At 49.6% G+C, this 20,048-nt stretch carries 21 protein-coding genes and 1 pseudogene; 11 read left to right on the plus strand and 11 right to left on the minus strand.

The annotated features are described in order from the left end of the window. Window positions 1-534 precede the first annotated feature (534 nt). From OGY72_RS23080 to OGY72_RS23095, 4 genes are all read right to left on the minus strand, one after another. On the minus strand, window positions 535-1,389 hold the full coding sequence (locus OGY72_RS23080) for an aldo/keto reductase (protein ID WP_126956079.1): 855 nt from the start codon (window positions 1,387-1,389) through the stop codon (window positions 535-537). 179 nt (window positions 1,390-1,568) lie between these two features. Next, a complete protein-coding gene (locus OGY72_RS23085; RefSeq protein ID WP_003832469.1) occupies window positions 1,569-1,919 on the minus strand; it encodes a hypothetical protein in 351 nt (116 codons plus the stop codon). A 10-nt stretch (window positions 1,920-1,929) separates the two neighbouring features. Beyond that, window positions 1,930-2,172: a hypothetical protein gene (locus tag OGY72_RS23090; protein ID WP_032934433.1), complete on the minus strand. Its 243-nt coding sequence runs from the start codon at window positions 2,170-2,172 to the stop codon at window positions 1,930-1,932. Window positions 2,173-2,753: 581 nt separating this feature from the next. Then, window positions 2,754-3,500: a MipA/OmpV family protein gene (locus OGY72_RS23095; RefSeq protein WP_063941476.1), complete on the minus strand. Its 747-nt coding sequence runs from the start codon at window positions 3,498-3,500 to the stop codon at window positions 2,754-2,756. Between the two features lie 433 nt (window positions 3,501-3,933). Between OGY72_RS23095 and yeaG the strand changes: the two genes are divergently transcribed. Next, window positions 3,934-5,868: a protein kinase YeaG gene (gene yeaG, locus OGY72_RS23100; RefSeq protein ID WP_003030707.1), complete on the plus strand. Its 1,935-nt coding sequence runs from the start codon at window positions 3,934-3,936 to the stop codon at window positions 5,866-5,868. A 120-nt stretch (window positions 5,869-5,988) separates the two neighbouring features. Continuing rightward, window positions 5,989-7,272 (plus strand): YeaH/YhbH family protein, encoded by a 1,284-nt coding sequence (locus OGY72_RS23105; protein ID WP_126318380.1) that lies wholly within the window; start codon window positions 5,989-5,991, stop codon window positions 7,270-7,272. 86 nt (window positions 7,273-7,358) lie between these two features. Here the strand turns inward: OGY72_RS23105 and OGY72_RS23110 are convergent, their stop codons facing one another. Beyond that, window positions 7,359-7,769 carry a hemerythrin domain-containing protein gene (locus OGY72_RS23110; RefSeq protein WP_126318382.1) on the minus strand — a complete coding sequence of 137 codons (411 nt, stop codon included), beginning with the start codon at window positions 7,767-7,769 and terminating at the stop codon, window positions 7,359-7,361. Window positions 7,770-7,782: 13 nt separating this feature from the next. Beyond that, window positions 7,783-8,553, minus strand: a complete 771-nt coding sequence (locus tag OGY72_RS23115; protein ID WP_126318384.1) for a class I SAM-dependent methyltransferase — start codon at window positions 8,551-8,553, stop codon at window positions 7,783-7,785. A gap of 164 nt (window positions 8,554-8,717) precedes the next feature. On the opposite strand from OGY72_RS23115, the gene dgcJ reads away from it, so the two are divergent. From dgcJ to OGY72_RS23130, 3 genes are all read left to right on the plus strand, one after another. Beyond that, on the plus strand, window positions 8,718-10,208 hold the full coding sequence (gene dgcJ / locus OGY72_RS23120) for a diguanylate cyclase DgcJ (protein ID WP_286549784.1): 1,491 nt from the start codon (window positions 8,718-8,720) through the stop codon (window positions 10,206-10,208). A 44-nt stretch (window positions 10,209-10,252) separates the two neighbouring features. Further along, complete coding sequence (locus OGY72_RS23125; RefSeq protein ID WP_126318388.1) at window positions 10,253-10,756, plus strand: YbaK/prolyl-tRNA synthetase associated domain-containing protein; 504 nt, start codon at window positions 10,253-10,255, stop codon at window positions 10,754-10,756. A gap of 138 nt (window positions 10,757-10,894) precedes the next feature. Next, complete coding sequence (locus tag OGY72_RS23130; protein ID WP_003832453.1) at window positions 10,895-11,341, plus strand: DUF441 domain-containing protein; 447 nt, start codon at window positions 10,895-10,897, stop codon at window positions 11,339-11,341. Here the strand turns inward: OGY72_RS23130 and OGY72_RS23135 are convergent. Then, window positions 11,318-12,116 (minus strand): annotated as a pseudogene (locus OGY72_RS23135) (AraC family transcriptional regulator). The gene OGY72_RS23130 and the pseudogene OGY72_RS23135 sit on opposite strands and share 24 nt — an antisense overlap. A 99-nt stretch (window positions 12,117-12,215) precedes the next feature. On the opposite strand from OGY72_RS23135, the gene OGY72_RS23140 reads away from it, so the two are divergent. Beyond that, window positions 12,216-13,403, plus strand: coding sequence for a CynX/NimT family MFS transporter (locus OGY72_RS23140; protein ID WP_003832449.1), 1,188 nt, complete (start codon window positions 12,216-12,218; stop codon window positions 13,401-13,403). 37 nt (window positions 13,404-13,440) lie between these two features. On the opposite strand, the gene OGY72_RS23145 is transcribed toward OGY72_RS23140, so the two are convergent. Then, the gene (locus OGY72_RS23145) at window positions 13,441-14,148 is read right to left on the minus strand and encodes a CTP synthase C-terminal region-related (seleno)protein (RefSeq protein ID WP_003832447.1); all 708 of its coding nucleotides are present in this window, start codon (window positions 14,146-14,148) and stop codon (window positions 13,441-13,443) included. Between the two features lie 198 nt (window positions 14,149-14,346). Between OGY72_RS23145 and OGY72_RS23150 the strand changes: the two genes are divergently transcribed. Then, window positions 14,347-14,694: a DUF488 domain-containing protein gene (locus tag OGY72_RS23150; protein ID WP_126318394.1), complete on the plus strand. Its 348-nt coding sequence runs from the start codon at window positions 14,347-14,349 to the stop codon at window positions 14,692-14,694. Window positions 14,695-14,701: 7 nt separating this feature from the next. On the opposite strand, the gene OGY72_RS23155 is transcribed toward OGY72_RS23150, so the two are convergent. After that, the gene (locus OGY72_RS23155; protein WP_003832443.1) at window positions 14,702-14,950 is read right to left on the minus strand and encodes a putative hemolysin; all 249 of its coding nucleotides are present in this window, start codon (window positions 14,948-14,950) and stop codon (window positions 14,702-14,704) included. Between the two features lie 185 nt (window positions 14,951-15,135). Here OGY72_RS23155 and OGY72_RS23160 point away from each other — a divergent pair, with 185 nt between their 5' ends. The 3 genes from OGY72_RS23160 to yoaJ are packed head-to-tail and all read left to right on the plus strand — an operon-like array spanning window position 15,136 to window position 16,384. Further along, on the plus strand, window positions 15,136-16,161 hold the full coding sequence (locus OGY72_RS23160) for a sensor domain-containing diguanylate cyclase (protein WP_003832442.1): 1,026 nt from the start codon (window positions 15,136-15,138) through the stop codon (window positions 16,159-16,161). A 47-nt stretch (window positions 16,162-16,208) separates the two neighbouring features. Next, window positions 16,209-16,307: a YoaK family small membrane protein gene (locus tag OGY72_RS23165; protein ID WP_032941789.1), complete on the plus strand. Its 99-nt coding sequence runs from the start codon at window positions 16,209-16,211 to the stop codon at window positions 16,305-16,307. 2 nt (window positions 16,308-16,309) lie between these two features. After that, entirely contained in the window at window positions 16,310-16,384 is a 75-nt protein-coding gene (gene yoaJ, locus OGY72_RS23170) for a protein YoaJ (RefSeq protein WP_095533175.1), read from the plus strand. Between the two features lie 48 nt (window positions 16,385-16,432). On the opposite strand, the gene OGY72_RS23175 is transcribed toward yoaJ, so the two are convergent. After that, window positions 16,433-16,681: a GlsB/YeaQ/YmgE family stress response membrane protein gene (locus OGY72_RS23175; protein WP_003832440.1), complete on the minus strand. Its 249-nt coding sequence runs from the start codon at window positions 16,679-16,681 to the stop codon at window positions 16,433-16,435. A 361-nt stretch (window positions 16,682-17,042) separates the two neighbouring features. On the opposite strand from OGY72_RS23175, the gene fdhF reads away from it, so the two are divergent. Next, entirely contained in the window at window positions 17,043-19,190 is a 2,148-nt protein-coding gene (gene fdhF / locus OGY72_RS23180) for a formate dehydrogenase subunit alpha (RefSeq protein ID WP_286549791.1), read from the plus strand. A gap of 52 nt (window positions 19,191-19,242) precedes the next feature. Here fdhF and OGY72_RS23185 read toward each other — a convergent pair whose 3' ends face one another. Then, a complete protein-coding gene (locus tag OGY72_RS23185; protein ID WP_063941469.1) occupies window positions 19,243-19,887 on the minus strand; it encodes a hypothetical protein in 645 nt (214 codons plus the stop codon). Between the last annotated feature and the right edge of the window lie 161 nt (window positions 19,888-20,048).

Genomic DNA, 20,048 nt, shown 5'->3' on the forward strand with positions numbered 1-20,048 from the left:
AACGCCTTATCCGGCCTACAAACTACATGCAGCCATAGGCCTGATAAGCACAGTGCCATCAGGCAGTTCCGCGCACCGTGCCGGATGCGGCCAACGCCTTATCCGGTCTACAAACTACACGCAGCCGTAGGCCTGATAAGCACAGCGCCATCAGGCAGTTCCGCGCACCGTGCCGGATGCGGCTAACGCCTTATCCGGCCTACAAACTACATGCAGCCATAGGCCTGATAAGCACAGCGCCATCAGGCAGTTCCGCGCACCGTGCCGGATGCGGCCAACGCCTTATCCGGTCTACAAACTACACGCAGCCGCAGGTCTGATAAGCACAGCGCCATCAGGCAGTTCCGCGCACCGTGCCGGATGCGGCCAACGCCTTATCCGGCCTACAAACTACACGCAGCCGTAGGCCTGATAAGCACAGCGCCATCAGGCAGTTCCGCGCACCGTGCCGGATGCTGCCAACGCCTTATCCGGTCTACAAACTACACGCAGCCGTAGGCCTGATAAGCTGTGGGAACATCGGCATTTGGCAAATCAGGCCATATCCAGCGCGGTTTTACCTTTTGGCGCCGGATACGCCTTATCTAACTGCTTCAACTCATCTACAGAGAGCGTTATCTCCAGCGCGGCGGCATTTTGTTCGACATGCGCTACGCTTGCGGCTTTCGGAATTGCTATTACACCCGACTGGCGAATCACCCATGCCAGCAAAATCTGCGCAGCGCTAACATTGTGCGCGTGCGCGATGTCATTCACCACAGAGTTAGAAAGCAAATCGCCACGCAGTCGTCCCGCCTGGGCCAGCGGACTGTATGCCATGACCGGCATCTGCTGCTGCTGGCACCACGGCAGTAAATCATATTCAATACCGCGCGAGGCTAAATGATAAAGCACCTGATTAGTTGCACACTCTCGTCCACCGGGTACCTGCCATAACGCCTGCATATCATCATAATCGAGATTCGAGACGCCCCAACGGCAGATTTTCCCCTGCGCAATCAGTGTTTCCATGGCATCGACGGTCTCTGCAAATGAAAAATCGCCCATCCAGTGCAGCAAATAGAGATCCAGATAATCAGTTTTCAGTCGACGCAGGCTCGCTTCGCAGGCGGCAATGGCTTTCTGTCCGCCGGCATTCCATGGGTAAACTTTCGAGACTAAAAAAGCGCTATCACGCCGCCCCGTTAATGCTTCACCCACTACCTCCTCCGCTGCACCATCAGCGTACATTTCTGCGGTATCAATCAATCGCAAGCCTAGATCCAGTCCGGCCTGCAGCGCAGACACTTCATCCCGGCGTCGGCTTGGATCCTCGCCCATGTACCATGTTCCCTGCCCAATAGCAGGAAGCGATACCTGGTTTGTAAACGTCACCTGTTTCGCTGTCATCGCACCCTCCTGTGTTAATGCACCACAGTAAAGCAAAACAACGCGCATGTGTCCTGTTAGGGTGCACAAATTGCACCATCATGGATTGGAAACCGATCGTTAAGGCGAGCGAAATAAAAAGCCCGGGAACAGCAGATGTTCCCGGGCCGAGATAATACAAAATCTTAACTACGAAGTGGTTATTTTAACCGACCTAGATATTTTCCCTCTTTCATGGCGTTGATTTTTCCGTTTTTATAGACGATGACGGAAATCAAACCTGCGCTATAAGACTGAGCTTCTGCACTATTCTCATCATTTGCCGCAGGTTTGCCATTAATATAAGCAATGCCATCAGCACCACGTTTAAAGTCCACTCCAAGTTTATTCACATGCACGGGCGTGATTTTACTGGCGTGTACCGGGGCATTCGCGTCACTGACCATGGTTTTATGTTCATGTTGTAACTGCTGGCGGTAAGCCTCGCTAATGGCATACGCAGGTGCAGCAGAGGAAGCCACCAACGCAGCGATAATAATTAATTTTTTCATACGTTACACCTTAATACTTATCGTGTTTGTGGTGATGGCTGGAATTAGTATCATTTGTGCCATACACGTTTTGCGCGTTTTCCATAGCCTGTTTTTCAGCAGCAGCATTGATTGTCGCCTGACGGTTTTGCTCCGCAACATAACAGGCATCACGGCTCACACCCTTACTTTCGCAAGCATTCATGCGTGAAGCCTCGGTGGAACAACCAGCCAGAATCCCGCCCATCACAGCTATCATGATTAACTTTTTCATTATATATACCAGGTTTATTCTCAAAAAATCCACATGGCGTATTATATTTAATGCCATGAAGAGTTGCTGTCGCTACTTTAAAGTTTACTTAAAATCTGCAATGGAATATTTAATGTCAATTTTAATTTTTTCAGATAAACACCTAAAGATGTAAAATTAAAATCAATCGATTAATTTTTGTTTTTTTCACATGAAAGTTAACTTTCGCCATGAGATAAACATGCTAAAAGAGTTATCAATAATTTTCATTGCGCTTAAAAATAAGAAAATTACGCTTACCTCGTTCGTAAATTTTAGTATTATCAACGCATTGAATAGCTACAAACCATTACTTCATGACAATGATTTGCTAAACCATCACGACTTTATTTCGTTCAAAAATGAATAGATAACAGGCTAATAAAATAGCAAGTATATTTTTAGTAACAGCGACAGGAATAATACGTTAAAAATTCGTTGTAGCCTGACAGAATGCCAAAACAGCACAAAAAATCAAATCTCATGTTTTAGATCAATATTCATCTCCGTCAAGCACAAAAAAGCCCGCACTGATGCGGGCTAGTGTTTGACGCGCATTAGTATCAGAACTTGTAGGTTACACCCACCGAGAAGATGCCAGACCAGGACTTATCGACCATCGGGCTGTCTTTCACTTCATCACTCAAACGCACATAACGGCCAGTGCCGTATACGTTCCAGTTGCCAAGGAAGTTATAGCTCGCGGTCAACTCCAGGTACGGATCCCATCCATCGTCAGCGTTGTAGCTTTTCAGACCACTGCGGCGAGACTCGTGATTGGACACGCCATAATAATAGTCGTTGTAGTTTTCGCTGCTGTACTGCACACCGATACCCGGCGTCAGAGTCAGCCCACCATTAGTGTAACGGTAGAGCCAAGCCAGATCCCAGATAAAGCCGTTGCTGTTATCCAGAGTATCACCCGCCAGTGCAGTACGCAGGAAACCATACTGGGTGTTATGTACATACGAGAGGCCAGCCATCATGCTGCTTTTACGCTTGTCGAGTTGGCGCAAAGCATGGCTATCGCTATCACCTGGCTTGAAATGCGTCGGATCATAGTACGCCATGATGGAAAGCTTATCTGTCGTGTCATTCCACAAATAGTAACCGCCACCCAAGCCGTGGAACCACACATTATCGCCTTCATAGGTGACAACCGGAACAGGGTAAACATCGCGGTCATACTGTTTGTATGGGCTGTTAATCACGCCGACACCCGCGCCAACAGTCCACTGGCTTTCAGCCTGTGCGGTGCTAACTGCGGTTGCGGCAAGGACGCTAAGTGCCAGAAGTTTGAGTTTGGTCACAATCCATAATTCCTTATTCAAATGTGTAGCGGTCAAAGTGTAACCGCCAATACGCTTCAGCCCAACTATTTTACGTATTCGCCCCAGAATGTAACCCCCTAATTTCTCAGCGAGTGATGACATTTTGCTTGCAGGACGATGAACACCGCATGAATCCCGCTCCAATTCTTTACATAAGATGTGCTTTTTTTGCTGATGAGTTATTGATATGCCATTGAAATTCATTTGCGCACACAGGCAAGTTTTGCAAATGCCATCTACGCTTAATTTTAGAAGGTGTATCACCGAATACGTTGATCTCCTGACCACTAAAATGGCATGAGAGTTGCTTATTTCCTCAGCAGCGACGTCGTTCAGTTTACCTCTTCAGGGGCCTCTACTATTCATATGAACGGCTCTTAACATGTGCTAAAAAACGAAAGGACGGCATACCATGAATATATTCGATCACTATCGCCAGCGTTATGAAGCTGCCAAGGACGAAGAGTTCACGCTGCAGGAGTTTCTTACCACTTGTCGGCAAGATCGCAGTGCTTATGCCAACGCGGCAGAGCGGCTATTAATGGCTATTGGTGAGCCTGTCATGGTCGACACTGCCCACGAACCTCGACTTTCTCGACTCTTTTCGAATCGGGTAATTGCACGCTATCCCGCCTTTGAAGAGTTTTACGGCATGGAAGACGCCATTGAGCAAATTGTTTCTTATTTGAAACATGCGGCTCAGGGTCTGGAAGAGAAGAAGCAGATTCTGTATCTGCTGGGGCCTGTGGGAGGGGGAAAATCATCTCTTGCTGAGCGGCTGAAGTCGCTGATGCAGAGAGTACCAATTTATGTCCTGAGTGCCAATGGCGAACGTAGCCCGGTCAACGATCATCCGTTATGCCTGTTTAATCCGCAGGAGGACGCGCAGATCCTGGAAAAAGAGTATGGGATCCCGCGTCGCTATCTCGGTACGATCATGTCGCCTTGGGCTGCGAAACGTCTGCACGATTTTGGCGGGGACATTACAAAATTCCGCGTCGTCAAAGTCTGGCCGTCTATTCTGGAGCAGATCGCTATCGCCAAAACGGAGCCTGGTGATGAAAACAACCAGGATATTTCTGCGCTGGTCGGGAAAGTGGATATTCGTAAACTCGAACACCACGCCCAGAACGATCCTGATGCCTACGGTTATTCGGGGGCACTGTGCCGCTCAAACCAGGGGATTATGGAATTCGTTGAGATGTTTAAAGCACCGATTAAAGTGCTGCATCCTCTGCTGACCGCCACCCAGGAAGGAAACTACAACGGTACAGAAGGTATCTCTGCCCTGCCGTTTAACGGGATTATTCTTGCCCACTCGAACGAGTCCGAATGGGTAACGTTCCGTAATAACAAAAACAATGAGGCGTTCCTTGACCGTGTTTACATCGTCAAAGTGCCTTATTGCCTGCGGATCTCTGAAGAGATCAAAATTTACGAAAAATTGCTTAACCACAGTGAGCTGACCCATGCGCCTTGCGCACCGGGCACGCTGGAAACGCTCTCTCGCTTTACCATTCTTTCTCGCCTGAAAGAACCTGAGAACTCGAGCATTTATTCGAAGATGCGCGTTTACGATGGCGAAAGCCTGAAAGATACCGATCCGAAAGCGAAATCCTATCAGGAGTATCGGGATTACGCCGGGGTTGATGAGGGAATGAACGGTCTGTCCACGCGTTTCGCGTTTAAGATCCTCTCTCGCGTCTTTAACTTTGACCATGCCGAAGTGGCAGCTAACCCGGTACATCTGTTTTACGTACTGGAGCAGCAAATCGAACGTGAACAGTTCCCGCAGGAGCAAGCTGAGCGTTATCTTGAGTTCCTGAAAGGCTATTTGATCCCGAAATATGCTGAATTCATCGGCAAAGAGATCCAGACAGCTTATCTCGAATCCTATTCCGAATACGGACAGAACATTTTCGACCGTTATGTCACTTATGCGGATTTCTGGATTCAGGATCAGGAGTATCGCGACCCGGATACCGGTCAGCTGTTTGACCGCGAGTCGCTGAACTCAGAACTGGAGAAAATTGAGAAGCCGGCGGGTATCAGTAACCCGAAAGATTTCCGTAACGAGATCGTCAACTTTGTTCTGCGTGCCAGAGCGAATAACAGCGGTCGCAATCCAAACTGGACCAGTTACGAAAAACTACGCACGGTTATTGAGAAGAAAATGTTCTCCAATACCGAGGAGTTGCTGCCGGTCATTTCGTTCAATGCTAAAACCTCGACTGACGAGCAGAAAAAACACGACGATTTTGTCGACCGTATGATGGAAAAAGGCTACACGCGTAAACAGGTGCGTTTACTGTGCGAATGGTATTTGCGCGTACGTAAATCGTCTTAACATAAGTGCCCGGTGGCGCATGCCTTACCGGGCTTGCAAAACAATGTTCCGTAGGCCGGATAGCGCCAGCGCCATCCGGCACTTACAGACATGGCGAACAGTTGGCAGTACGGGGGGCTTATGACCTGGTTTATTGACCGGCGTCTTAACGGCAAAAACAAGAGCACGGTAAACCGCCAGCGCTTCTTACGCCGTTATAAATCGCAAATTAAACAGTCGATCTCCGAGGCCATTAACAAGCGTTCGGTGACTGATGTGGATAGCGGCGAATCTGTCTCTATTCCGACTGATGATATTAGCGAACCAATGTTTCATCAGGGACGTGGTGGTCTGCGCCATCGCGTGCATCCGGGTAACGACCATTTTGTGCAGAATGACCGCATTGAACGCCCACAGGGCGGCGGTGGCGGTTCAGGAAGCGGACAAGGCCAGGCCAGCCAGGATGGTGAGGGTCAGGATGAGTTCGTCTTTCAGATCTCTAAAGATGAATATCTCGATCTGTTGTTCGAAGATTTAGCACTTCCTAACCTGAAGCAGAATCAGCAGCGTCAGTTAACGGAGTACAAAACGCACCGGGCAGGTTTTACCTCTAACGGTGTGCCTGCCAACATCAGCGTGGTGCGATCCCTGCAAAACTCACTGGCGCGCCGCACGGCGATGACAGCGGGTAAGCGTCGCGAACTGCATGCTCTCGAAGCGGATCTGGAAACCATCGCGAAAAGCGAACCAGCGCAGTTGCTGGAAGAGGAACGGTTACGCAAAGAGATTGCCGAACTACGGGCAAAAATCGAACGCGTGCCATTTATCGACACCTTTGATTTACGCTACAAGAATTATGAAAAACGCCCCGACCCTTCCAGCCAGGCGGTGATGTTCTGCCTGATGGACGTCTCTGGTTCAATGGATCAGTCGACCAAAGATATGGCTAAACGTTTTTATATCCTGCTGTATTTGTTCTTAAGTCGGACCTATAAGAACGTGGAGGTGGTTTATATTCGCCACCATACCCAGGCGAAAGAAGTGGATGAGCACGAGTTCTTCTACTCTCAGGAAACCGGGGGAACCATTGTCTCCAGTGCGCTGAAGTTAATGGATGAAGTGGTGAAAGATCGCTACAACCCTGCCCAATGGAACATCTATGCTGCACAGGCATCGGACGGTGATAACTGGGCTGATGATTCACCGCTATGTCATGAGATTTTGGCGAAAAAACTGCTGCCAGTGGTACGCTATTACAGCTATATCGAAATCACTCGCCGCGCTCACCAAACCTTGTGGCGTGAATACGAACATCTGCAATCAACCTTTGATAATTTTGCGATGCAGCATATCCGCGACCAGGATGATATTTACCCGGTATTCCGCGAACTGTTTCATAAACAAAGTACGACCAACAATAGTTAACCACCTAAATAAATCAGCCAGAGGTTATCTTCTCTGGCTGATTTTTTTCCGGGTGTGGTGCATTCCGTTCAGCACGAAAAATGATCCTACATCCTTTCCACCAGCGGATAGAAATCTTTATTTTCTTTTTGCATACGCTCAAACACTTTGCGTAGAACAGTGTTGGCATCGCGTCTGAATGCTTCATCATTGCCTATTAATTTACTGGCAATATTCCAGCGCCGGGAAAATACGTCATAATCGCTGACAATATCCGTCATTTCGCGTTGAAATTTTGAGCTAACCTGTCTGAGCTTGCTATTTCCATCCTGCTCAATATGCGGATAAAGGAACTGATCTTCAGCAGACAAATGCGTTTTTATAATCGCACTCATGCTAACGATCGCAGTAGCAATTTCCTGCGCGTTGGATGATACACCTGCCTGGCTCAACTTACGTAAAAATGAAATTTTCTCAAGGATTTCAACATGCTGACTTTTCATTTTATCAATGTTCATCCGTTTATCCTTTTTATTTTCCCTTTACAGAGCAGCAGGCAATGTAGTTGAGTTGATGACGTTGCGAACGAAAGAAGCGAAACATTTTCAGGAACCGACGACGATTTTCGCTCGTGCGTAAGCCGTTAAACACAATTTTAACCGCCCCTGTAAGCCCTTCATCACGAATTAATCCGCGCGGCGACATCAGCGACATGTTGCCATTCTGCTGCAGGACCTGTTCGAACCCGCAGTTAAGAAACAAATCACGCCAGCCTTGTCTGGTCATTGGGCTAACGTTTGATTTCACCACATCAACAAGCTGGTCCTGATCGCCCGCACCCAGTTTCTGGGCGGTGAACATAATATCGTGGGTGAGCAGACGTCCACCGGGCTTCAACACGCGATAATATTCGGCAATTAACTTCGCCTTCGCTTTGTCGGCATACATTGTCAGCATGGCTTCGTTAATCACAACATCGAAACTGTTATCCGCAAAAGGAAGAGTGTTGGCGTTTGCAGCCATCACATGAATGTGATTTTCCAGACCATTTGCCGCTACGTTATTCCTTGCGTTTGACAGTGCGGTTTTATCCATATCAATGGCGTATACCGTACAGCCATAGCGTTGAACTAACTCTATCGCCGTCGTCGCCATATTACACGCCACTTCAAGCACCTGGCTGCCGGGCGTCAGCTGTGACTGGCTAAACAACCATTCTGTTGCTTCAACGCCGCCCGGACGCAGACGGGTTTTGCCCAGGCTGGCTAAAAATGTATGACCCGCTTTTTCAGTCGCGCTCATTGGCCTGTCTCCTTTCTATAAGTTGCATTATAAATACAACATTAAGAGTTAAAGGTGAAGCGCGCGAATGATTTTTATTACAAAATGTCCTTGCCCGTAGCGTTAGAGCGGATGTATGCCGTGTGATAGACTGAAGTATCAGACTTACAGGGCTGTAAATCATTATGAAATTGCATCATAAAGCGCTCAGGCTCTTTATCTCCGTCAGCGTAATTGTTTTGACGTCTTCTTTTTTGGTTTATGAGCTCATTGCCAGCGATAAAGCAATGAATGCGTACATGCGCTATATCAATGAGAAAGCCGACTCATCGTTTCTCTATGATAAGTACACAAATCAGAGCATCGCAGCCCATCTGATGCGTACATTTTCCTCCCCCCAGGAGCCAGCCTCGCTCGAACAGCAAAAAGCACTTTGCTCCGCTTTCGACAGCGTTAACGGCACTCATGGGTTCAATCTCACTAAGCGCAACTATCAGCCTTTACACGGTACGTTGCAGACCACCTCAACAAAATGTAGCGAACAGCTTGATGACATTTTTCTGCTGCCCTCTTTTGACCGGGCGGTCAATGTTAATCGCCAGCAGAAAGATTACGGTCAGGGATTAGGGACGCTGGAGTATAAATTTCGATATTACGTCGATCTCAAAAATAACTACGTTTATTTCTATGATTTGATCGACTCGCGGAAATTTGCGATACACAACTGGTCGTTTTTGCAAAAAGGTACGCTGGGAATCGACCAGAATGATATTGACGGTATTTTCACCGGCCGCACGGTGATCTCCAGTATTTATGAAGATAACCTGACTGAGAAAAAAGTGATGAGCTTTTTAACACCGGTCTACTACACCGGTAAGTTAAAAGGTGTGGTGATGGTGGATATTAACAAAGAGAATTTACAGAATATTTTCTATACCAGCGACCGCCCTCTTGTCTGGCGCTATCTTGACGTCACGGTCTCTGACACCAGTTCAGGTAAAGAGATTATCGTTCATAAAAGTGAATCCGATCTGTTCCGCTATGTTCACTATGAGAAGGACATTCCTGGCGGTATACGCATCACACTCTCACTTGATGTTATGTACTTTATTGTCTCGTCCTGGAAGATATTCGCGTTCTATCTACTGGCAACGATATTGCTGCTGAATATGGTCAGAACGCATTTTCGGCTGTATCACAACGTCACGCGGGAAAATATCAGTGACGCGATGACCGGGCTCTACAACCGTAAAATTCTAACGCCGACGCTCGAACAGCGTTTACAACAGTTAGTAAACTCCGGCACCCTCGTGACCTTTATCGCTATTGATTGCGACAAACTAAAAGTTATTAATGATACGTTGGGGCATAAGGAAGGCGACCGCATTATCACCCTCCTGGCCAAAGCTATTCAAACGTCCATTCGCAAAAGTGACTATGCCATCCGCCTCGGTGGCGATGAGTTTTGCATTATCCTCATCGATCACCCCAGTGAATTAACGCCCCGCCTGCTGGAGAGGATTCGCTATAACTTACAAATTATTGCGCAAGATAGATCAATCAGCTTCTCTGTCGGAATTTATAATATGCAGCCAAACGACACCATTGATGATGCCTACAAAGCATCTGATGCACAGCTCTACCTGAACAAACAGAAAAAACGCACCGATGCGTAATCATTTTTCTGACAGGATTTTCATTGTTGTACCAGGAGTAAGTCATGACGGAAGTAAACAAAGGTAACGCAACGCACCAGCGTTTAATCTCCCTGTTGTCAGAACACGGTGCGACCTACCGCGTAGTCAGCCATGAAGCCGTAGGCAAATGTGAAGCTGTCTCTGAAATTCGCGGTACCGCACTGGGTCAGGGTGCAAAAGCGCTGGTCTGCAAAGTAAAAGGCAACGGCGTCAATCAGCATGTTCTGGCGATCCTCTCTGCCGATCAGCAGGCGGACCTGAGCCTGTTGGCCAGCCATATTGGCGGGTTGAGAGCGTCACTTGCCAGCCCGGCGGAGGTAGATGAACTAACAGGCTGCGTATTTGGTGCTATCCCACCGTTCAGTTTTCATCCGAATCTCAAGCTGGTCGCCGACCCGCTGTTGTTTGAGCGTTTTAATGAAATTGCGTTCAATGCCGGAATGCTGGAAAAATCCGTGATCATGGATACCGCAGATTACCTGCGCATCGCGAAACCGGAATTAATCCCGTTCCGCAGAGCACAATAACTGCCCAAGTTAGCAGTAAAAAACATCGCTTCGTGCGTTAGCCCAAAAAAAATCATAATCATTAAAAAAAGCCTGTTCCGTCACGCGTTTACGCGTACAGTAAGCAGGCTTATTTTTTCTTTTGGCAAGGAAACTACGATGTTTGATGTCACTCTGCTGATCCTGCTCGGACTGGCAGCTCTGGGCTTTGTCAGCCACAACACCACTGTCGCTGTTTCAATTCTGGTGCTGATTATTGTCCGTGTTACCCCTCTGAATACCTTCTTTCCCTGGATTGAAAAACAGGGCCTGACCGTCGGGATTATAATTCTGACCATTGGCGTCATGGCGCCGATCGCCAGCGGAACGCTACCGCCCTCCACGCTCATCCACTCCTTTGTGAACTGGAAATCACTGGTTGCTATTGCCGTTGGGGTATTTGTCTCCTGGCTTGGCGGACGCGGCGTTACGCTAATGGGCAGCCAGCCTCAGCTTGTTGCTGGTTTACTGGTGGGCACGGTACTGGGCGTGGCGCTGTTTCGCGGTGTGCCAGTGGGGCCGCTTATTGCGGCAGGTCTGGTCTCATTGATTGTTGGGAAGCAGTAGCCAGCCCGTTCAGATAACGGCCTGGTGTCTGTCCCAGGCCTTTTTTGAACATAGTGATAAATGCTGTGGTCGAATCGTACCCAAGCATTTGCGCGACCTGTTGTACATTGCGACCATCAATTAACGCCTGCAGCGCCAGAATCAGCTGGAGCTGGTGACGCCAGCGGCGAAAACTCAACCCCGTTTCTTTGACGACCAGGCGAGCAAGGTTACGTTCACTCATCGCAAATACGCTGGCCCATTGTCCCAACGTCTGCCATTGTGCAGGCTCTCTCGCCATCGTTGCGACCATTCTGCGAATTTTCGGGTGATCGGAAACCGGCAACTGCATTTGCTCCTGGGGTTGCTGCGGCAGTTCATCAAACAACACCTGCGTCAGCCGCTGGGTTGCCGGCTCCAGCCGTTGGGCATCCGTTTTGGATGCCAGCGCCAGAATAAGCTCCCGGCACAACGGAGCAATTTTCAGCGTGCAGCAACGATCGGGCATCACGACGGCCTGCGGCTCAATAAACAAAAAGCATAATTGTGCGCCAACGGTAACGTGGTTGCTGTGTGGAATTTCACCGGGGATCCACACCGCATATTGCGGGGGCACCATCCACATAGCATTTTCAACCTCACAAGTGATCGCGCCATGCAACGCCAGAATCAACTGGCCTTTACGGTGCTGATGCAGCGGACTAAAAAGTTCATCTTCCCGGGCCTGAATACAAAACGCCACGGCCGCATCGTGGTGAAGATCCGGTTCATATCCATCCAGCCTCAGTCCTAACATAAAAATGTCCGATTTAAGCGATAAACTGTCATTTTAGCTTGATTCATCCATTGTGTAAAAACGCTAAGGTATCGCCTCGCCTGACGATATGAGAAAAAAATGACAAATACTCCTTCCTCCCGTGGCAAGAACGCAGCGTTGCTGATCGCGGGGATCCTGATGATTGCCACCACATTGCGCGTCACCTTTACCGGAGCTGCCCCGTTGCTGGATGCAATTCGCGCCGACTACGGTCTGAGCACTGCCCAGACGGGGCTTCTGACCACCCTGCCACTGCTGGCTTTCGCACTGGTTTCACCTCTGGCTGCCGCCGTTGCGCGCCGTTGGGGTATCGAACGCAGCTTGTGTGTCGCTATGCTACTGATTTGCGCTGGTATTGCGATACGTTCGCTGCCCTCACCCGGATTCCTGTTTAGCGGCACCGCGATCATTGGTTGCGGAATCGCCTTGGGCAATGTGCTTTTACCCGGACTGATTAAGCGTGATTTTGCTCAGCATGTGGCGAAGCTCACTGGCGCATACTCGCTGACCATGGGCGCGGCAGCGGCACTGGGTTCCGCCATTGTGGTACCGCTGGCGTTGAACGGGTTTGGCTGGCGCGGTGCGCTGATGGTACTGATGGCCTTTCCGCTACTGGCGCTGATTATCTGGTTACCCCAATGCCGCCAGACGGCCAATGCCAGCTTGAGCAACTCGCGCGCGCTGCATTCCCGCGCGATCTGGCGCTCCAGCCTCGCCTGGCAGGTGACGCTGTTTCTGGGGATCAATTCGCTTATCTACTACGTCATCATCGGCTGGCTGCCCGCTATTTTGATCAGTCACGGCTACAGCGAGTCGCAGGCCGGTTCACTACATGGTTTACTGCAGCTGGCGACCGCCGCGCCGGGATTATTGATTCCTCTCGTCCTGAACAGATTTAAGGATCAGCGCGCCATCGCCGCTCTGGTTTCATTAATGTGCGCCGTCGGCGCGGCGGGATTCGCCATAATGCCCGACCAGGCATTGCTATGGACCATCCTGTTTGGCTTTGGCTCGGGCGCGACGATGATCCTCGGCTTGACCTTTATTGGCCTGCGCGCAAGCTCAGCGCATCAGGCTGCTGCCCTCTCCGGCATGGCACAGTCTGTCGGATATTTACTGGCGGCCTGCGGACCACCACTGATGGGGAAAATTCACGACCTCAACGATAGCTGGCTGATTCCTCTTGGCGGGGTCGCCGTGTTAGCGATGCTGATGGCGGTATTTGGTTTGTGCGCGGGGCGCAATCGGGAGATCGCGAGCGCATAATGCACAGGGCAGGTTCGTGAACAACCTGCCCGTTTTTTTATCCGCGCGCGGCGCGCAGCATCGCCTGAACTAACGGCACGGGTTTTCCCGCCAGCGCTCCGCGTTCATGTTGAAAGAGCGTGCCAACATAAAATGGATGCGTCACCAGCTCAATGGCACGAATATCACCAACCTCATCCCAACCGGTCACCCGAAGATCGCCGCTTTCAAGCTCGGCGGCAAAATCCTCCGATACGCCATAGTTGCAGTGATATCCCTCGGTGATAACATCCCGCCCGTAGGCTTTGGCAATCAGCGTATTGGCCCGCAGCTCAATATCATCCGTTTTTTCTACCAGCGAGCAGGTCAATGGTGCTATCACCATTCGACCCGTGGTGTCCGTCTCGGCGTGGCCGGCATCGCTCCAGCCCAGCACGTTGCGGGCGTACTCCAGAATCGCATGCTGAAAGCCGCCGCAGGTACCCAGGAATGGGATGCTGTTTTCACGCGCGTAGCGTATCGCTATCAGCGCCCCTTCAAGATGGCGATATGGACTGCCTGGAACGACCCAGATGGCATCATAGCCGATCAAGTCCTCACTGCTGTTGATATCAGATGTAGTTAGCCAGTCGTAATCAGCCACTAATTCCAGAACGGCGGCAGCATCATCGATAGCAAGGGGAATAGCCTGGTGCGCCACAATATCGGGGCTGTAATCACCCACCAGCGCAATGCGAAGCGTATCTTTAATTGGGGAAATTTCCATTAAGCTTTCCTTGTGTCCTGACAATAAGGGACAGCATAAGGAGCCTCAGCCTACCGACTTTTTAGTGGTATCACAATCCCTTAAATTGGGAGTCAGGACAGGCAAAATGCTATAATGGTCACGTTTTACGATCTTATTTAACCGTAATAAAGTTGATGATAAATACCTGAGCGGTAGCTGAAAGGAGCGGATGAAGAGATGAAGATTCAGTGTAAACGTGTGTATGACCCGGCAGAAAAAAGTGATGGTTACCGCGTGTTGGTCGACCGGTTGTGGCCACGCGGGATAAAAAAGACTGACCTTGCTTTCAACGAATGGAACAAAACGCTGACGCCATCCTCTGAATTGCGCAAAGCATTCCACGCAGAACTGATCGATTTTTCACACTTTTCCGAGCAATATCGCGCAGAGCTGGCCCAACAGCAGCTGGAAGGAAAGCGCCTCGCAGAGATTGCCCGACAGCAAACCTTAACGCTACTGTATGCAGCGAAAAATACCCAGCAAAACCACGCACTGGTGCTCGCTGAGTGGCTACGTCAATGCTGACCGCGTATTACTTGGCCGTTGCCGGATGATCTCTACGCCAGAGTGACCATTCATCAATTACTTCCCCGTTGGGTAGTTTGCAGTCAGACTTAACACCTTGCGGAGTCTGCACCGCAATCAACGAGCCACCCTTTTGTTCGCAATACACCGATGCTGGATTCGCCATGCCAACTTTTGGTGGCACAGGCGCTTCCGGTTCCGTGGTACACCCCGCCAGCACCAGCAAGCCGGGCAAAAAAATAGATGCCAGTTTCATATTTACTCCTGTTAAAAACCTTATCCTGGCAGGTTACCCCGACTTTCCATCTATCTCCATGTTTTCCTGTCAGCTATCCATTTTATGTTAACATTCTGAGCTGGATGGCGTGTTTCATCTTTCACCTCGATGTTCTATCATGCGGGCAACGTCAGCCCAATCATTACTCAGGAGCATTTCACCTCATGTCGGACATGATCCTTGCCAGAGTCTCACAATCCTTAGCTACGGAGCAGTCAGTTGAGAGTCTGGTTCGCCAACTTCTGGAGATGCTGGAGATGGTGACTGAGATGGAATCAACCTACCTGACCAAGGTCGATCTGGATGCCCGTCTGCAGCATATTCTGTATGCGCGTAATAGCCGCCAAATGCAGATCCCCGAAGGGCTATCCGTGCCGTGGGATGAAACGCTGTGCAAACGCGCGATTGAGGAAAACTGTCTGTACAGTGACAACGTGCCCGCACGCTGGCCGGAATGTACCGCTGCTCGCGCACTGGACATCACCACCTTTCTAAGTACTCCCGTTCATCTTCCGGACGGAACGTTTTACGGTACACTCTGCGCTACCAGCCGCCGTCAGCAGGCACTGAGCCAACGTGGAGAACAAGTATTACATCTGTTTGCCGGTCTGATCGCCCAGTCGATTCAAAAAGAGTCGCTGGTTGCTCAGTTACGTGAAGCGAACGCCGCGCTGATTGCTCACTCCTACACCGATGCCCTGACAGGGTTACCGAACCGGCGCGCAATTTTTGAAAATTTGGAGACCCTTTTTTCGCTTGCCCGCCACCTCAGGCAGAAGATAGTTGTTGCCTATATCGATTTGGATGATTTCAAACTGATTAATGACCGCTTTGGCCACGAGGTTGGTGACCAGTTCCTGATCCAGATTGGGCAGCGCCTGCTCCGTGAATGTAGTGATAATGACATTCTCGGTCGACTGGGCGGTGACGAATTTTTAGTCGTTCGCCTGTCAGCGGAAGATGAACTTGATCAGCTTATGCGTCTGCAGCAGGTGAAAAATCAGCTGCAACAGCAGATTTGCGGTGACTACCACCTGGGTGATATTCATCTGTATTATCCTGGTGCCAGTCTGGGTGTGGTGGAAATTGATCCGCTGGAGACTGATGTAAACTGTGCGCTTCATCTTGCAGACAGCGCAATGTATCAGGATAAAAAGCGTCAGGATAAAACCCCTTTTGTCGTACATTAAGCCCTGCTATGCTGGCTCGTCTTTAAATAACTCTGGTAGATAATCGTATGCGACTCGGTATTATTTTCCCTGTCATTATTTTCATTTCCGCTGTCGTTTTCTTATCCTGGTTTTTTATTGGCGGCTACGCTGCGCCGGGAGCATAACGATGAAAAAAACAACGATTATTATGATTGGCGTGGCGATCATCGTGGTTCTGGGCACGGAACTGGGGTGGTGGTAACCAAAATAAAGGCCACTTATCAGTGGCCTCTATTGTCTGTATGTTTACTTAGCTTTTGATTTTTCTGTAGATAAACAACACCACAATCGCACCGATAACCGCTACGACGAAACTGCCGAAGTTGAAACCATCAACTTTACCAAAACCAAAGAAGGTACTGATCCAGCCACCCACTACCGCACCGACAACCCCTAAGATAATGGTCATAAAGAATCCGCCGCCATCTTTACCCGGCATAATCCATTTTGCCAAAATCCCAGCGATAAGACCGAAAACCACCCATGAAATAATGCCCATAATTTTCCTCACTTATGTTTTTAAATTAACGATTCACTCGTTGTATAAAAGCATAGCATAGCGCTGAAAAATTAAAATTTGTGATCGTCATCACTTCATATTTTCATCTTTTTCCGATGTTTCATAAGGTTATGACTGCTGACCGGTAGGCTAAATTTTTGCCGCTCCTCGTCATTAATGTCGAATCGTCAGTCATTATGCTTAACGCTTTTGCCGTCAGCCCCGTTATTGCTGGGTTTTCACTTCTGGCACACTTTATGCTTTAACAACCCGTCGCTACGACAAATCGTAGTCCGCGGTGCTTATCGCGTGGCTGCGTCTACAATTCGCGCTATTTCAGCATTTAACAGGTCTGTTATTGATGAAAAAAATCACCAGTGTTTGCCCATACTGTGGGGCCGGGTGCAAGCTCAAGCTTGTTGTCGAAAATAACAAAATCATCCGTGCCGAAGCCGCAGAGGGTGTAACGAACCAAAATCAGTTATGCCTGAAAGGCTATTATGGTTGGGACTTTCTTAACGACACTCGCCTCCTGACTCCCCGTCTGACTCGCCCGATGATCCGTTATGAAAAAGGTGGAAAATTCACGCCCGTTAGCTGGGATGAAGCCATTCGTTACACCGCAAAACGCCTGTCTGAAATCAAAAAAACCTATGGTCCTCGCGCCATCATGACCACCGGCTCCTCCCGGGGAACCGGAAATGAAACTAACTACGTGATGCAAAAATTCGCACGTGGTGTACTTCATACCAATAATGTCGATTGTTGTGCCCGCGTCTGTCACGGTCCTTCCGTTGCCGGGTTACAAGAAACGTTAGGCAATGGCGCCATGAGCAATTCCATCAGCGACATTGAAAACTCAAAATGTCTGCTGATCTTTGGTTATAACTGCGCCGACTCGCACCCAATCGTAGCCCGCCGGGTAATTAAAGCTCGCCAGAACGGCGCAAAAATCATTGTCTGCGACCCACGTCGTATTGAAACCGCTCGTATTGCTGACCAACATTTGCAGTTGAAAAACGGTTGCAACATGGCTCTGGTTAATGCCTTTGGTCATGTTCTTATCGAAGAGCAACTCTACGATCGCGAGTATGTGCAAAAGCATGCGGAAGGGCTGGAAACATACTGGGAAACCGTTAAAGACTATGCGCCTGAAGCGGTTGAACATTTGACCGGCGTTCCCGCACAGCAGGTTCGTCAGGCAATGCGTACATTTGCCGCAGCACCATCGGCAACCGTAATGTGGGGGATGGGCGTCACTCAGTTTGGTCAGGCTGTTGATGTGGTTCGCGGTTTATCGAGCCTGGCGTTGTTGACCGGGAATCTGGGTCGCCCTAACGTCGGCGTTGGTCCGGTGCGCGGGCAAAATAACGTGCAGGGTGCGTGCGATATGGGGGTACTACCTAACCAGTTCCCGGGATATCAGGACGTGACCGATTCCGCAGTCAGGGAAAAATTCGCCAGCGCATGGGGCATTGACGTTAATCAGATGGATGACAAGGTTGGAACGCGCATCACTGAAGTTCCACACCTGGCTATCGAAGGCAAAATAAAAGCCTACTACATCATGGGAGAGGATCCGCTGCAAACCGAGGCCGACCTGGGCCTGGTCCGCGAAGGGTTTAACGCGCTCGATTTTATCGTCGTGCAAGACATCTTCATGACTAAGACAGCGGAAATGGCCGATGTTCTCCTGCCCGCCACCTCATGGGGCGAACATGGCGGCGTCTTTACCTGCGCCGATCGCGGCTTCCAGCGTTTTGAGAAAGCGATTGAACCCACCGCTGATGTAAAACGTGACTGGGAGATCATCAGCCTTTTGGCCAGCGAAATGGGCTATCCAATGCAGTATCAAAATAACCAGCAAATCTGGGATGAGATGCGCGAGCTGTGTCCGCTGTTCTACGGCGTGACCTATGAGAAAATGGGGGAAATGGGGCATGTTCAGTGGCCATGCCCGGATCTCGATAGTCCTGGTACGCCATACCTTTACGCACACAGCCAGTTTGATACCGCCAACGGCAAAGGCAAACTGTTTGCCGCACCGTGGCGAGCGCCCGCAGAAGTTCCGGATGACAATTATCCGCTGGTACTGTGTACCGTGCGTGAGGTTGGGCATTACTCCTGTCGCTCTATGACCGGTAACTGCGCAGCGTTACAAGCGTTGGCTGATGAACCAGGATATGTGCAAATCAATACCCATGATGCCGAAAAACTCGGTATCCGTCATCGTGATCTGGTGTGGGTCAGCTCGCGTCGGGGTAAGGTCATCAGCCGTGCGGATGTATCCGGGCGCATCAATTCCGGAACGGTTTATATGACCTATCAATGGTGGATTGGTGCATGCAACGAGTTGACCCAGGATAACCTCGATCCAATCTCGAAAACGCCGGAAACCAAATATTGTGCCGTAAATATCGAGCACATTAGCGATCAGAGGTGGGCTGAAAAGTATGCCGCTCAATCGTATAGCGACATGAAATCACGCTTATGTGAGGCCATTGCGTAATTCCCCACCATCGCCACCTGAGTCTGGTTACCCAGACTCAGGTCTTATCTCATTACTTTACCAGGTGAGGTTCACTGAAACGGATGGAGGCAGATTCCTCCTGCATATCCCGCTGCATAAAACCGAGGTTCATCAGAAACAGGCCAGCCATAAACGGCAGTTCGTACAATTCTTCAATCATATCGCCATATTGGGCATTGTGCAGGAAGATGGGAGCCAGCAGACGATGATGCTCTACCGTATCGGAAATCAAAAATGCGCAGGCGGTGATCGCCAGCAGCCAGAGCGGTAGCGGTTCATTACGCACGCGTCGGACAATATCCAGGCGTAAGCGCTTCGACAACAGCACCGGCAGAATAATCATGGAAATCATTACAACAGAGATAGCTCTGAACAGAAGTTTAGGCTGCTCCGGGAAATAGTCGCGGCCCCAACTGGTGCTTCTCCCCAGCAATACCAACCACCACGCGGCTGCCCAAAGCCAAAATTGCTTCTCGCCTTCAGGTCGTGATAAAGGCCGAATATAGCCAAGGGTAAATACCGCACCAAACAGTAGCCATAGCGCCTGCCCATTTTCGATCCATCTGACGACGGTGCCGTTAAGCAGCGGAAGATTCCAGTTCGCGGTGAACGGGATCGCCACAATGACCAGTCCTAGAATAAGTGTGGGGAATGTAATTTGGGTATTCAGTTTCATAAGCGCGATGTTCTGTACTGTTACTTTTTTGCGATCATAACTCCTGTGAATGATCGACAATTAGCATTCAATGCGGATTTCTTAAGGTATTCTTAAGGAATCTTTTTTCGGACATCACTACGTTCAACACAAATAAAATAACCGCACAGCGCCGTCAAAAC

The organism is Citrobacter sp. Cpo221, from assembly GCF_030332345.1.
GTDB classification, from domain to species: Bacteria; Pseudomonadota; Gammaproteobacteria; order Enterobacterales; family Enterobacteriaceae; genus Citrobacter; species Citrobacter portucalensis.

Excerpts from the sequence above, each read along its gene's own strand:
- OGY72_RS23080 (WP_126956079.1), bottom strand. The coding sequence starts at position 1,389 with ATGACAGCGAAACAGGTGACGTTTACAAACCAGGTATCGCTTCCTGCT.
- OGY72_RS23085 (WP_003832469.1), bottom strand. The coding sequence starts at position 1,919 with ATGAAAAAATTAATTATTATCGCTGCGTTGGTGGCTTCCTCTGCTGCA.
- OGY72_RS23090 (WP_032934433.1), bottom strand. The coding sequence starts at position 2,172 with ATGAAAAAGTTAATCATGATAGCTGTGATGGGCGGGATTCTGGCTGGT.
- yeaG (WP_003030707.1), top strand. The coding sequence starts at position 3,934 with ATGAATATATTCGATCACTATCGCCAGCGTTATGAAGCTGCCAAGGAC.
- OGY72_RS23105 (WP_126318380.1), top strand. The coding sequence starts at position 5,989 with ATGACCTGGTTTATTGACCGGCGTCTTAACGGCAAAAACAAGAGCACG.
- OGY72_RS23110 (WP_126318382.1), bottom strand. The coding sequence starts at position 7,769 with ATGAACATTGATAAAATGAAAAGTCAGCATGTTGAAATCCTTGAGAAA.
- OGY72_RS23115 (WP_126318384.1), bottom strand. The coding sequence starts at position 8,553 with ATGAGCGCGACTGAAAAAGCGGGTCATACATTTTTAGCCAGCCTGGGC.
- dgcJ (WP_286549784.1), top strand. The coding sequence starts at position 8,718 with ATGAAATTGCATCATAAAGCGCTCAGGCTCTTTATCTCCGTCAGCGTA.
- OGY72_RS23125 (WP_126318388.1), top strand. The coding sequence starts at position 10,253 with ATGACGGAAGTAAACAAAGGTAACGCAACGCACCAGCGTTTAATCTCC.
- OGY72_RS23130 (WP_003832453.1), top strand. The coding sequence starts at position 10,895 with ATGTTTGATGTCACTCTGCTGATCCTGCTCGGACTGGCAGCTCTGGGC.
- OGY72_RS23140 (WP_003832449.1), top strand. The coding sequence starts at position 12,216 with ATGACAAATACTCCTTCCTCCCGTGGCAAGAACGCAGCGTTGCTGATC.
- OGY72_RS23145 (WP_003832447.1), bottom strand. The coding sequence starts at position 14,148 with ATGGAAATTTCCCCAATTAAAGATACGCTTCGCATTGCGCTGGTGGGT.
- OGY72_RS23150 (WP_126318394.1), top strand. The coding sequence starts at position 14,347 with ATGAAGATTCAGTGTAAACGTGTGTATGACCCGGCAGAAAAAAGTGAT.
- OGY72_RS23155 (WP_003832443.1), bottom strand. The coding sequence starts at position 14,950 with ATGAAACTGGCATCTATTTTTTTGCCCGGCTTGCTGGTGCTGGCGGGG.
- OGY72_RS23160 (WP_003832442.1), top strand. The coding sequence starts at position 15,136 with ATGTCGGACATGATCCTTGCCAGAGTCTCACAATCCTTAGCTACGGAG.
- OGY72_RS23165 (WP_032941789.1), top strand. The coding sequence starts at position 16,209 with ATGCGACTCGGTATTATTTTCCCTGTCATTATTTTCATTTCCGCTGTC.
- OGY72_RS23175 (WP_003832440.1), bottom strand. The coding sequence starts at position 16,681 with ATGGGCATTATTTCATGGGTGGTTTTCGGTCTTATCGCTGGGATTTTG.
- fdhF (WP_286549791.1), top strand. The coding sequence starts at position 17,043 with ATGAAAAAAATCACCAGTGTTTGCCCATACTGTGGGGCCGGGTGCAAG.
- OGY72_RS23185 (WP_063941469.1), bottom strand. The coding sequence starts at position 19,887 with ATGAAACTGAATACCCAAATTACATTCCCCACACTTATTCTAGGACTG.